The organism is Fortiea sp. LEGE XX443 (assembly GCF_015206815.1).
Lineage (GTDB): Bacteria > Cyanobacteriota > Cyanobacteriia > Cyanobacteriales > Nostocaceae > Nostoc_B.
This window is the reverse complement of sequence record NZ_JADEXZ010000019.1, coordinates 43,838-56,944: the sequence shown is the minus strand read 5'-3', so window position 1 is coordinate 56,944 and position 13,107 is coordinate 43,838. Positions and strand designations below refer to the sequence as shown.

At 41.1% G+C, this 13,107-nt stretch carries 8 protein-coding genes and 1 pseudogene; 4 read left to right on the top strand and 5 right to left on the bottom strand.

Annotated elements, in window-relative coordinates:
* Positions 1 to 144: 144 nt before the first annotated feature.
* The 4 genes from IQ259_RS09990 to IQ259_RS09975 all read right to left on the bottom strand — a co-directional run bounded on the left by IQ259_RS09990 (position 145) and on the right by IQ259_RS09975 (position 2,954).
* Complete coding sequence (locus tag IQ259_RS09990) at positions 145 to 885, bottom strand: DUF5331 domain-containing protein (RefSeq protein ID WP_193884214.1); 741 nt, start codon at positions 883 to 885, stop codon at positions 145 to 147.
* Positions 886 to 914: 29 nt separating this feature from the next.
* Positions 915 to 1,781: a ferredoxin:protochlorophyllide reductase (ATP-dependent) iron-sulfur ATP-binding protein gene (bchL, locus tag IQ259_RS09985; RefSeq protein ID WP_339383858.1), complete on the bottom strand. Its 867-nt coding sequence runs from the start codon at positions 1,779 to 1,781 to the stop codon at positions 915 to 917.
* A gap of 774 nt (positions 1,782 to 2,555) precedes the next feature.
* On the bottom strand, positions 2,556 to 2,834 hold the full coding sequence (locus IQ259_RS09980) for a TIGR02450 family Trp-rich protein (protein WP_193884210.1): 279 nt from the start codon (positions 2,832 to 2,834) through the stop codon (positions 2,556 to 2,558).
* Between the two features lie 18 nt (positions 2,835 to 2,852).
* Entirely contained in the window at positions 2,853 to 2,954 is a 102-nt protein-coding gene (locus IQ259_RS09975) for a toxin-antitoxin system HicB family antitoxin (RefSeq protein ID WP_339383859.1), read from the bottom strand.
* Positions 2,955 to 3,035: 81 nt separating this feature from the next.
* On the opposite strand from IQ259_RS09975, the pseudogene IQ259_RS27750 reads away from it, so the two are divergent.
* Both IQ259_RS27750 and mrdA read left to right on the top strand, forming a co-directional pair.
* Positions 3,036 to 3,230, top strand: a pseudogene (locus tag IQ259_RS27750) (IS4 family transposase); the annotation flags it as partial.
* 246 nt (positions 3,231 to 3,476) lie between these two features.
* Positions 3,477 to 5,297, top strand: coding sequence for a penicillin-binding protein 2 (gene mrdA / locus IQ259_RS09970; protein ID WP_193884208.1), 1,821 nt, complete (start codon positions 3,477 to 3,479; stop codon positions 5,295 to 5,297).
* A 152-nt stretch (positions 5,298 to 5,449) separates the two neighbouring features.
* Here the strand turns inward: mrdA and IQ259_RS09965 are convergent, their stop codons facing one another.
* Positions 5,450 to 6,130 (bottom strand): LuxR C-terminal-related transcriptional regulator, encoded by a 681-nt coding sequence (locus IQ259_RS09965; protein WP_193884206.1) that lies wholly within the window; start codon positions 6,128 to 6,130, stop codon positions 5,450 to 5,452.
* A gap of 175 nt (positions 6,131 to 6,305) precedes the next feature.
* Here IQ259_RS09965 and IQ259_RS09960 point away from each other — a divergent pair, with 175 nt between their 5' ends.
* A complete protein-coding gene (locus IQ259_RS09960; protein WP_193884204.1) occupies positions 6,306 to 7,148 on the top strand; it encodes a sulfurtransferase in 843 nt (280 codons plus the stop codon).
* 131 nt (positions 7,149 to 7,279) lie between these two features.
* Positions 7,280 to 12,802: an ATP-binding sensor histidine kinase gene (locus IQ259_RS09955; protein ID WP_193884202.1), complete on the top strand. Its 5,523-nt coding sequence runs from the start codon at positions 7,280 to 7,282 to the stop codon at positions 12,800 to 12,802.
* Positions 12,803 to 13,107: the final 305 nt, after the last annotated feature.

Sequence of the window (13,107 nt, the reverse complement as noted above, 5' to 3'; positions counted from 1 at the left end):
TCTTTTACAGCTTTTTACTAATTTTCAGATGTCGCTTGATGTCCGCCGCGACATCCCAATTACTGAAAGTTTGAGGGGGTGAAGGTTGAAATTTTCCACTTCATACTTCACCCTTCATACTTCATACTTTCTCAAAAGTAACTATTAAGCGTTGGGGAAGAGACGGGCAATTTCTGAGTCATCAAAAACACCTGTTGGTAATTCTTCCCCTAAAAAATCATTATTTTCTTCAGCTTTTTGCAATCCAGTTTCATCACCCCAAACATCAGACAAAACATCTCTAAAAGCGTTTTCGTCTGGTGTGTTCAAATCATCTAGAATTTCTTCCTCTAGCTTTATTGCTGATGTCGGATCGGCATCAAAAGAAACATCGCCAAAATCATCAGTTTCGGTAGCGATCGCCTCTTGAGACTCATGTTTGCCATTGTGTCCATTGGATAAGGAGATATCACCTAATCCATTGCTACTTTCTTCCGATTCACTAACATTTAACGCAAAACCGTTTGTGTGAGAAATTGCTAAAGTTTCATCGTCAACATTGTCATCTGCAACAACTGTTGACTCATATTGATTTGTCTCTGGTTCTACTTGAGGATGACTCAAGCGATTACCAAGGGCGATGTCTGGGTCAAAATGTAAATCCAGGACTTCAATTAGGGTGTCAGCGTCAGCATTCAGTCTGGAAAAGGGCATCATCAACTGCGCTAGTTTTGGTTCTAGGGCGTTCACAACTCCCAGGATGAGGTAAGAGGGTGGTCGTTTCCCGCCATCAGGGGTGTACACCGATTCTACTTCCATGTGCAGGGTGATCCATTCCCGATTAGCCTGGAAGAACTGTAACCACTTTTGTCTGATCGAATCCGTAAAGCTATTAAAAAAAGCCATATTGCTCCTCATCCTGAGAACTTGGTGATTTATACAATCATCAAGTCTAGTTCCTCTTCGGAATTAGGAACCTGTGGTTTACGCGGATTTAAATAAAAATCAGACAACAAAGCAAACAATTCTCGATCTGGAGTGTCATTTGGGACTACTCCCTCTGGCCGAGCTAAAATTTGGTCGGCGATGTTGAGGTAGTAGTCGCAAACGTAGCTCAGGGAAGGATCAGACTCAGCCATTTCAAACAACGTCTTACCTTTAACGCGAGACACGCGAATGTCTTCAATTAATGGCAAAACTTCTAAAACTGGCATGGGAACTGCTTCTATGTATTTCTCAATCAAGTCGCGCTTGGAAGTCCGGTTACCAATTAATCCTGCTAAACGCAATGGGTGAGTCCGAGCTTTTTCTCTGACTGAAGCCGCAATCCGATTCGCCGCAAATAAAGCATCAAAACCATTATCAGTAACGATCATGCAATAATCTGCATAGTTCAAAGGAGCCGCAAAGCCACCGCAAACCACGTCACCCAGTACATCAAATAAAATTACGTCGTACTCATCAAAGGCGTTGAGTTCTTTCAGTAATTTTACGGTTTCGCCAACTACGTAGCCACCACACCCAGCACCCGCAGGTGGCCCGCCAGCTTCTACGCAATCAACACCGCCATAGCCTTTGTAAATTACATCCTCTGGCCAAACGTCTTCGTAGTGATAGTCCTTTGACTGGAGAGTGTCGATAATTGTGGGAATCAAAAACCCCGTTAGGGTAAAGGTGCTGTCGTGTTTGGGGTCACAACCGATTTGCAGAACCTTCTTGCCCCGTTTGGCTAAAGCGACAGATATGTTACAGCTAGTTGTTGACTTGCCAATACCGCCTTTTCCGTATACTGCTAGTTTCACTGTTGTTTGCCTCTTATAGTTTTTTGTCAAACTTTTGGCTCAAACATTGGCCTTGACCTAACCGCAGATGGCAATGTGTGAGGTAGTTGAGTGTCATTATTGTCGAAATTACATAGAAAATAAAGGGGGCTAAAATTTATAAAACACAGCTATCAAGCTTATGAAATTACAGTAAATCATTTTATAGATAAAATTCCCTATTAAAACCTTTATTTATTCTAAAAATATTTTTTTTTGAATTTTATAATTTTATTTATATAAAAATAGTTACAATAAACAAAAATAACGGGACTCCCTTTGTATATGCTTTGTATAGAATCTATTGATTCTGATTCCTAATCGAGATGGGTATAGGGTTGGCAGTCAAGAGATAAATGCCTAACTCGATACTAAAAATGCTACTGGAAGTTTTTTAGAGCTGAAATTAGCTTTGGTTTGCTACGAACTAACCGATCTGAGTACTGATTTTTAACGCTTAATATTTCATTTGTGAAAAATTATAAAATTAAGGCTTTTAACTAAAATTTCTTAGATTTAAGTATTTATGCTCAATCAACTATGGTATTTTCTCATCAAATAAGATATGTCCTCCCTAACCCCTAGTCTCTGACATAAAAAAGCAGGGGGGAAGGGAGCTCTTAGCAGGGGAGAAAAGCCACCTACAAGAGATGGGGTTTTAACCAAAGGTGAAAGGGAGCAAGGGAGCCTCAACGAAGTTCGAAGTTCGGTTTGTACCTACAGTCCCCTCTTCTCCCTGCTAAGAGCCCCCTGCCTCTAATCAACGAGAGGTGTCTTACTAAAATCAGAAACGCTATAAATTGCTTCAATTTCTTGTAATGATTGCCATCCAGCCAGCCACTGAGAGCGGTCTTGTAGGAGTTTGGCGTTAATCCAAAAACGAACATTAGGGTCGCAAGCAGCCACCATTTCAGCATAAACCCATTTACTCTGATTTTTCCGGTTAACTACTTGGAAGTGTCTCCAACCGTCTACTTTTTGCTGTGCTGTCCACTTAGAACCTACTAGGTAAGGAAATTTAGGCTTTTTGGTCATTGGTCAAGGGTAAAGCGCTTAACTAGTATATTCACACAGGCATTTTTCTATCCAAGAATTCAGGCTTTGACCTTCTTTCTTTGCTTTGACAGCAATTGTTTTGTGTAAATCTGGGTTAATTCTGAGGTCAGGGCAAACGCATCTAAAGTGTTATAATCCTTTAATAGCAAGGGTTTCAGCGTTTTTAGATTTAGCCTATTTTTTTGTCAAGATCCTTATCCAGCAGGAATTTCAGAAATCCCGTGCGTTCGCCCTGATCTTGGTTTTCGATATGTCCATGAAATCTTAAAAATGCTTCTGCAAATGCCTGAGCCTATTTTATTAACCCAGATTTTTGCCAAGCTTACTTCTTTGAGACGTATTCATCCCGTTTCTACAGGCGTTGAACCCTCTTAATTTGGCAACGGTATTGAGAATAGGTTAGGCTTTTCTCCATAGCTGTGAGACGATACAATTGCTTGTTTCGCCCCTTGCAGATTAAGACAAGCTTAGGACACTAGCTTGAAGAATTTCCTTGAATTGGGACATTCTGACTCACTACATGCGACATCGACTCGCACATTGTTATTCACCATAAGACCCGGTATAAGTCTAGAACCATTGTATACATATAGTATTTGTTAATAGATTAATCTTTATCCTATGGCAGTATTACACCCGTCTCCTCTTGGTGGAAAAAAAAATACACGTACAGTCGGAAGAAATTCCCAATCCATATTTTTAATCATATTTACCCTCTTGATGACAAGTGGAATAGCTGCGCGCTTGGCATATTTGCAAATTGTTGAGGGGGCAATGCACCGCAAACGAGCCGAGGCAAACCGCATTCGGGTGATTGCCAAACAGCCAGAGCGAGGTAATATTTTTGACCGTAATGGCAAACTTTTGGCGAGTACACGCTATCCTCGTTCTGTGTATCTTTGGCCAATGGCACACACTAAACCTTCTTGGCCAGTTGTGGGGCCGCGTTTAGCAAAAATTTTAGACATTCCCGAAACAGAAATTGAAAAAAAACTGGACGAAGCAGGTGCAAATTCTTCTTCTTTGATTAGAATTGCGCGTGATTTGAATGAAGCCCAAGTCACAGCTATGAAGGAGTATGAAAACGAACTGCCAGATGTGGAAATCCATACAGAAGCCGTTCGCTACTATCCCCACGGCAAGCAACTAGCCCACGTACTGGGTTATACACGAGAGTTAACTGCTGAACAGTTAAAAGAAAGACAAAAAGAAGGCTACCGATTAGGTGATGTCATCGGACAGATGGGAGTAGAAAAAGCCTATGAAAAAACATTGCGTGGTGAATGGGGAGGTCAGCAGGTAGAAGTAGATGGTGCTGGGCGACCACTGCGGGTTTTAGGAGAGAAACAAGCTAAAGCAGGCAATGATTTGCACTTGACTCTAGACTTAGATATTCAAAAATCAGCAGAAAAAGCTTTAGGCGATCGCGATGGTGCTATTGTGGCGATCAGCCCGAAAAATGGTGCAGTTTTAGCCCTAGTATCTCATCCCACCTTTGATCCCAATATCTTCTCTAAACAAAAACTCTCTCAAAAAGATTGGGAATCTGTGCAAGGTGTAGAATATCCCCTAGTTAATCGCGCCCTGAGTGCCTTTCCTCCTGCCAGCACCTTTAAAATTGTCACCACAACTGCTGGGTTGGAATCAGGCAAGTTTTCTCCTAACACAGTACTACAAACCTACGGTTCCTTAAACATTGGTGGGACACGATTTGGCGAGTGGAACCACGCCGGGTTCGGGCCTTTAGGGTTTGTTGGCGCGATGCAGTGGAGTAGTGATACCTTTTTCTATCAAATCGGTAGAGGTGTTGGCGGCCCGACTTTAATTGAATGGACGCGCAAGTATGGATTTGGTCAAAAAACTGGCTTTGAGTTCACCTCAGAAGAAACCAAAGGTTTAGTACCAGATGAAACATGGAAGCAGAAAGCCTGGAAAATACCTTGGACTGTAGGCGACACAATTAATATGTCCATTGGTCAAGGTGCTTTACAAACCACACCTTTACAAGTGGCTATTATGTTTGCTGTACCAGCCAATGGCGGCTACCGAGTCCAACCGCATTTACTCAAAGATAATGAAGAGGCCAAGAGCTGGCGTGAATCTTTAAATATGAAGCCGATAACTATTAAAATTCTACGCGAGGGATTACGCAAGGTTGTTTCTGAAGGTACGGGTAAGGCTTTAAACAAGCCGACAATTCCCCCGGTAGCTGGTAAAAGTGGCACAGCGGAAGCCTGGAAACGTCGGGTGAAGCAAAATCATGCTTGGTTTGGTGCGTATGCGCCAGCCGATAATCCAGAAATGGTAATTGTCGCTTTTGCAGAACATTCTGGTGGTGGTGGTGGTAGTATCGCCGCCCCAATGATTTACCAAATTATGGAAGACTACTTTCAAAAAAAATATCCAGGCAAGTATCAGAAACCAGAGGCGAAAAAACCATAGCTTGAAAGAGTTTGATAGTGGCGTGGCAAGCCTTAAATAGTGCAAAAAATATATTTTTTGTGGTGTAGGCAAGATGCCATCCCACAAGAGAATTCTATTGCAGCATTTTAGCCTAGGCACACCCTACTGGACTATTTCGGCGATCGCAATTACTATTTCGGCAGTAGGCTGGGCTGTAAAACTGTGGTAAGCTTGGCCAGCATTTGAGTACGAGATGAAACCTCAAGCTTGCGAAACATCCTTTTTAAAGCTTGCTTAACAGAGTTTTCTGTAATCCAAAGTTCACTACTAATTTCTGCATTGCTTCGTCCTTGAGCCACTAAGGAAGCAATTTCTACTTCACGAGGTGTTAAACGCGCTGTCTGTAATGGCGGAAGTTGCGATTTTGCTGTTGACACCCAAGTAGAAATATGCAAACAAATCGCACTCAAATCTGTGAGATTTTGTGAATCGAATGCCGGCATCCCTTGCTTACGGGTAAAACCTACTACACCCACTAACTGGCCATTGCTGACAATTGGCCCTGCCATAACGTGCCAGTGATCAGCACGCGGACAAATTAATCTCCATGTCTTCGGTTCTGTTACCAAAGCTTCATGAACAGGAGCATGGCGTTCTAATAAGTAGCGCGCAACTGGGTTGTGTTGGGGTGATAATGCAATTTTTAGTGCTTTTTGAAGCTTAATGTCAATTAGAGGAATTTGATCAAAGAAAAACAGCCCGCATCTTGTAGCTGAAAAATACTGACTCATGTCTGTGGATATGTGCGATCGCAATGTCTGTTCATCTTTAGCTTGGGCAATTGCCCGAAATAGAGCGATTAAAGCAACCATAATTGGTAAATTGTACACTTTTGAGGTCTAGAAGTATTATTACCAGCACATTTATCTTAGCTTTATACCAATTCGTAATTATGAAAGTACAACAGCGTCTAGATTTCAAGGTTTGAATCTGTTGCCAAATTTTAGGAATTGGGATCAAATATTCACCTTTTTGGATCACTTTACTATGACTGTAAATTCTGATTACGCTTATCCATCAGTTATTGTTGATACTCAATGGCTGGCAGATCATCTCAATGATCCAAATGTTCGGATTATTGAAGTGGATGTGAGTCCAGAACCTTACAAAAATGCTCACATACCTGGTGCTGTATTTTGGAACATTTTTACAGACTTACTATTGCCAGATTTGAGGATAAATTTAGATGCGATCGCTTTTGAAAAGCTCATGCAACGCTCAGGCATTACTAATGATACAACACTAATTGCCTATGGCAGTTACCCTGGAACAGGCGGCTGGATTTTCTGGTTGTTGAAAGTTTTTGGACATGAAAATGTCCGAGTTCTCAATGGCGGCTACCAAAAATGGAAGTCAGAAAATCGTCCATTAGCTACTGAGTTATCTACCTTTCCTGCTACTGATTACCACGCTAAAGCCCCTGATGACAGTTTCAGAGTACTATACCCGGAAGTTCAGGCAGCAATTGGCTTGGACAATCGCATATTGTTAGATGTCCGAACAACTCAAGAATATTCTGGTGAGTGGTTTTTTGATCAACCACCAAAAGCAGGTGAACGCACTGGCCATATTCCAGGTGCAGTGAATCTTGAGCATATCCTCATGTTTAACGAGGATGGCACTTTTAAATCATTCGACGATTTAAAAAATCTCTATACCAGTAAAAGTATTACGGCTGATAAAGAAATTTTTCCCTACTGTGCGATCGGTGGGCGTTCTGGATATATCTGGTTTGTCTTAAAGTATTTACTAGGCTATCCAAATGTTCGCAATTACGATGGCTCGTGGAATGAGTGGAGTCGTCTAACTGATGCAGCGATCGAGCAGTAGTCAAATAAACCAGGATGCTGTCTGACTTCTACAGTGCTGAGTCTGATTGGTATCAGTCTGTTAGATTGTGGAAATTTCAGGGAATTCTAAGTATTGAGGGTTCTTAGATTCGGCAATTAAACAGCTTTCTTATGCACACTACCAGCACGATTACACTATCAGGCTATCGCATTACTGAACCAATTTACGAAAGCAGTAAAACCCTGGTTTATCGGGGACAGCGCACTTCAGATAAACAACCTGTTGTAATTAAACTCATGCGGAGTGAGTATCCCAACTTCAAGGAACTTGTTCAATTCCGCAATCAATACACGATTACCAAAAATCTTCATCTTGCTGGAATTATCGAAACCTATAGTCTAGAAAACTACCGCAACGGTTATGCCTTAATTATGGAAGACTGTGGCGGTATCTCCCTCCAGAATGAGTTGGGAAGATGGGGCGATAAAGGGATGGGGGAAAATGTCGAATCATTGAGCGAGTTTTTTCACATTGCCTTGCAAATCGTCTCTTCTTTAGAAGGACTGTATCGCAACCGAGTCATTCACAAAGACATTAAACCCGCTAACATTCTGATTAACTCTACCACCCTTGAAGTAAAACTTATCGATTTTAGCATCGCCTCATTACTACCCAGAGAAACGCAAGTTCTTATCAGTCCTAATGTCCTTGAAGGTACTCTCGCTTATCTGTCTCCCGAACAAACCGGACGCTTGAATCGGGGTATTGACTATCGCAGCGATTTTTATTCCCTAGGTGTTACTTTTTTTGAACTTCTCACGGCACAGTTACCCTTCCAGTCTGACGATCCGATGGAATTGGTTCACTGTCACATTGCCCAGCAACCGCCTTCTGTCCACAGTATTAATCCTGACATTCCCCCAGTCTTGTCTGACATCATCAGCAAACTAATGGCCAAAGATGCTGAAGATCGTTATCAAAGTACTCTAGGGCTAAAACACGACCTGACAAATTGCTTGCACCAGTGGCAACAAACTAGGAAAATAAATTCCTTCGAGTTGGGCATTCGGGATATTTCCGATCGCTTCATTATTCCAGAAAAACTCTACGGCCGTACAGAAGAAGTAAAAACCTTGCTTGCCGCATTCAATCGCGTGGCACAGGGAAATGCTGAGATGATGATGATAGCTGGGTTTTCTGGAATTGGTAAAACTGCGATCGTTAACGAAGTTCACAAACCCATCGTGCGACAGCGCGGTTACTTTATCAAGGGCAAATTTGATCAATTCCAACGCAACATTCCTTTTTCTGCCTTTGTGCAAGCTTTCCGCGATTTGATGGCACAATTGATCACCGAGAGTGATGCCCAAATTGCACAGTGGAAAACTAAAATTATGTCGGCTTTGGGTCATAATGCTCAAGTCATTATTGAAGTTATTCCTGAACTAGAAAGAATTATCAATCAACAACCGCCAGTACCAGAGATGTCTGGTAATGCTGCTCAAAATCGCTTTAATTTATTGTTTGAAAAATTCATCCAAGTCTTTACTACAAAAGAGCATCCCTTAGTGATGTTTCTGGATGATTTGCAATGGGCAGATTCGGCTTCTTTAAAGTTGATGCAGCTATTAATGAGTGAAGTAAATAACCGCTATTTATTACTCATTGGCGCATATCGAGATAACGAAGTCAATCCAACCCATCCCTTGATATCGACTTTAGAAGAAATTAGGAAAGCCCCAGCAACTATTAATACTATTACCCTCGCGCCTCTCAAGCAATCTGATTTAAACCATCTCATTGCAGATACTCTTAATTGTTCTTTCAATATTGCGCTACCTCTCACTGAATTGGTATATCAAAAAACCAAAGGTAATCCCTTTTTTGCTAATCAATTGCTCAAGTCTTTTTATGAAGATGGGGTACTTTGGTTTGACTTTGAGACTGGTTATTGGCAATGCGACATAGCTAAAATGAAGGGTCTAGCCCTCAGTGATGATGTAGTCGAGTTTATGGCGCTTCAGTTACAGAAGTTACCTTTTTCTACTCAAGAAATATTGCAACTAGCTGCCTGTATTGGTAACTCTTTTGACTTAAAAAATCTCGCAATTGTCTATGAAAAATATTTAGTTGAGACAGCGACAGATTTATGGAAAGCTTTACAAGAGGGATTAATTATTCCGACAAGTGAAGTTTACAAGTTCTTTCAATCAAATGGTACTGAATCGTCAGTAATAGGTAACGACGAAGAATCTACTCAATTCCCAATTTTCAATTCCCAATTCCCAAATTATAAATTTCTCCACGATCGCGTTCAACAAGCTGCCTATTCTCTGATTCCTGACAGCAAAAAACAGTCCACTCACCTCAGAATTGGGCAACTGCTGTTGAGCAATACTCCCGAAGCAGAACGAGAAGAGCGTATTTTTGAGATTGTCAATCAATTGAATATGGGGATGGGATTAATTAACCATCAAAGCGAACGAGACGAACTTGCTGGGTTAAATCTGATTGCTGGACGCAAAGCAAAAGCTTCAACGGCTTACAGCGCGGCAGTCGAGTATTTCACAATCGGGAGAGAATTGTTAGCAGTAGATAGCTGGCAAAGTCAGTATGACCTCACTTTAGCTTTATATGAGGATGCAGCAGAGGCCGCCCACTTAAGCGGTAGCTTTGAGGACATGGAGCAATTGTCACAAGTTGTACTGCAACAAGCCAGAACTCTCTTAGAAAAAGTGAAAGTGTATGACATCCAAATCCAAGCATACACAGCACAAAACAAACTACTAGAAGCAGTAAAAACTGGACTGGCTGTTTTAAAACTCTTGGGGATGGAAATTCCAGAACAGCCTACACAGTCAGATTTTCAGATGGAATTGGCGGAATTTACGTCAAATTTGGCGGGAAGGCGGGTTGAAGACTTAATCAACTTGCCAGAAATGACAGAACCTACCCATCTTGCAGCCATGAAAATTTTATCAATGGTTGCTGGTGCTGCCTATAATGCTATTCCCCAATTGTTACCACTGATTGTATATAGACAGATCAATTTATCAGTTAAACACGGCAATATTGCAGCATCTACCGTTGCTTATGCCTATTATGCTGCAATTCTTTGTGGCGGCATGACAGATATTGAGACAGGTTATCAATTTGGTAAACTGGCATTGAGTTTGTCAGACAAATTCCCAGCTGCAAAAGAGTTTAGATATCGCGCATCATTTATAGTCCATGCTTGCGTAACACATTGGAAGGAAAATGCTAGGGAGAATTTAGATATATCTTTACGGGAACTTTATTTTGGATTGCTGGAAGCAGGTGCTTTAGAATTTGCTGGCTATTGTGCTTACTGCTACTGCTACAACTTATACCTCATGGGTGAGCAACTGGAAGAACTTGAACAAGAAATGGCCAGATATAGTGATGCTCTTAGGCAATTAAAACTAACAACAGGTCTAAGTTATAACGAAACTTACCGACACACAGTTATAAACCTGATGAGTGGTGCAGAAAATCCATGTTATTTAATTGGTGAATTATATGATGAGGAGAAATTACTGCCGTTTTTAAGACAAACCAATGACATCACTGGCATATTTCACTTATATTTTAATAAATTCATTTTATGTTATTTATTTGGCAAATTACCGGAAGCTGTGGAAAATGCAGCAATAGCCGAACAATATTTACCAGGAGTCATTGGCACAATTCTTGTTGCTGTTTTCTATTTCTATGATTCTTTGCTACAGCTTTCGCAAGCTTCTCACGCTACTAATGAAGCGCAAAAATTAATATTAGAAAAGGTAACTGCTAACCAAGAAAAAATGCAGATTTGGGCGGATCATGCTCCTGGTAATTTCCTGCATAAATTCCTGCTGGTGGAAGCAGAAAAGCATCGAGTTTTAGGTAATAATCTGGAAGCAATGGATTATTATGATCGCGCTATTGCCAAAGCCAAAGAAAATGAATACATCCAAGAAGAATCTTTAGCCAACGAACTTGCTGCTCAATTTTACTTAAAATGGGGCAAAGAGAAAATTGCTCAACTGTATCTCAGCGATGCTTACTACGGTTATGCTCGTTGGGAAGCGAAGACCAAAGTTGAAGACCTAGAAAAACGCTATCCCCAATTACTTGCTACTGTTCTAGAACGAGAAAAAATCCGCCTCAATCCCATCACTACGATCGCAAATTCCGGCAGTAATTCACTGTCTACTATTCAAAGCACAATTTCAAGCAGTACAAGCATTTCCGAAGCTTTGGATTTAATCACCATCATCAAAGCTTTTCAAAGCCTTTCTAGTGAAATTCATCTGGATAAGTTGCTTTCGGCTTTGATGCAGGTGGTAATTGAAAATGCAGGTGCTGAAAAATGCGCCTTGATTTTAGTTAAAGATGATCATTGGGTAATTGAAGCTGTAGGAGCAGGTTTCTCAAAATCTTCGCGTCAAGATTCTACCGTTGATCAACTTCCTACAGTGTGGCAATCTCTCCCAGTCGAAGCAATGCAGGAAATTCCTGTGACTCTCCTCAACTATGTCGAACGCACTGGGGAAAGTTTAGTGATGGATGATGCAACGGCGGAGACTGCTTTTGCTTCTGATCCCTACATGATTCGACAGCAACCCAAGAGCTTATTATGTACTCCGATTCTTAGACAAGGGAAATTGATTGGTATCCTTTACTTAGAAAATAATCTGATTTCAGGAGCATTTACAAGCGATCGCCTCACCATTCTTAACTTACTCTGCTCTCAAGCTGCCATCTCTTTAGAAAATGCTAGTCTTTATCAGCAGTCTCAAGAGTATGCCCAACAGCTAGAACACTCCCTGGAAAACCTGAAACAGATGCAGCTACAGTTGGTACAGAGCGAAAAAATGTCCGCATTGGGGAACCTCGTCGCGGGTGTTGGCCACGAAATTAACAACCCTGTTGGCTTCATTGCTGGAAATCTCCAACCCGCTAAGGATTATGTTCAGGATTTGTTTAATCTGATCGACCTCTATCAACAACACTATCCCAACCCAGTGGCAGAAATTCAAGAGGAAACGGAAGCCATTAACTTGGAGTATGTGCGAGAAGATTTACCCAAACTGATTTCCTCAATCAAAGAAGGTAGCGATCGCATTTTAAATATTAGTGTCAGCTTGCGAACTTTTTCTAGAGCAGATAACAATCTCAAGATTCCCTTTGATATTCACAAAGGTATCGATAGCACGATTTTGATTCTCAAACACCGCTTGAAAGCGTCAGATACTTATCCTGACATTGAAATATTCAGAAATTATGGTGATTTGCCCTTGGTAAAATGCTTCCCTGGACAACTCAATCAGGTATTTATGAATTTGCTCTCCAATGCTATTGATGCTCTAGAGGAGTCCAATCAAGTGCATACTTTGAGTGAACTACAAGCAAATCCCAATCAAATTACAATTCAGACTACTCTCAATGCAGAGGACAATTCTGCTGTATTAATTCGGATTAAAGATAATGGGATGGGAATGTCAGATGAAGTCCGGCAAAAAATCTTTGACCATTTATATACAACTAAGCCTGTGGGTAAAGGAACGGGATTAGGATTATCTATTGCTCGTCAAATTGTTGTGGAAAAGCATGGTGGAACCTTGAGTTGTCAGTCAGAACTGGGTAAGGGAACAGAGTTTGCGATTTTAATTCCCCTTGAAAGTCCCTAAGAGATTTCCAGAAAATAAACAATAAAATGATCATCGTGATGAGGCAATACGGTTTAGCTAAGGCTAAAAGCGTGATTTCTAGCAAAGCGCTGTTAGCTGTAGCGGAGCGTTAATTACTCAACGCTCCGCTACAGCTATATGATAAGAAAATTAGGAGTTTCGAGGCTTTGTTCAATACCTCTGTGTACTGGCAGCCTGGTATTTAAACTAAACAGTTTAGTTGGCAATTGGTGATCACCCTTACTCTATTTACTAAATCATTTGTATTTCATTTATCTTGATATATTCGGTTTATACGTTGATGT

Bases quoted from the DNA above. Each gene is read 5' to 3' on its own strand.
- IQ259_RS09990 (WP_193884214.1), bottom strand. From the start codon at position 885: ATGGCTTTTTTTAATAGCTTTACGGATTCGATCAGACAAAAGTGGTTA.
- IQ259_RS09980 (WP_193884210.1), bottom strand. From the start codon at position 2,834: ATGACCAAAAAGCCTAAATTTCCTTACCTAGTAGGTTCTAAGTGGACA.
- mrdA (WP_193884208.1), top strand. From the start codon at position 3,477: ATGGCAGTATTACACCCGTCTCCTCTTGGTGGAAAAAAAAATACACGT.
- IQ259_RS09965 (WP_193884206.1), bottom strand. From the start codon at position 6,130: ATGGTTGCTTTAATCGCTCTATTTCGGGCAATTGCCCAAGCTAAAGAT.
- IQ259_RS09960 (WP_193884204.1), top strand. From the start codon at position 6,306: ATGACTGTAAATTCTGATTACGCTTATCCATCAGTTATTGTTGATACT.
- IQ259_RS09955 (WP_193884202.1), top strand. From the start codon at position 7,280: ATGCACACTACCAGCACGATTACACTATCAGGCTATCGCATTACTGAA.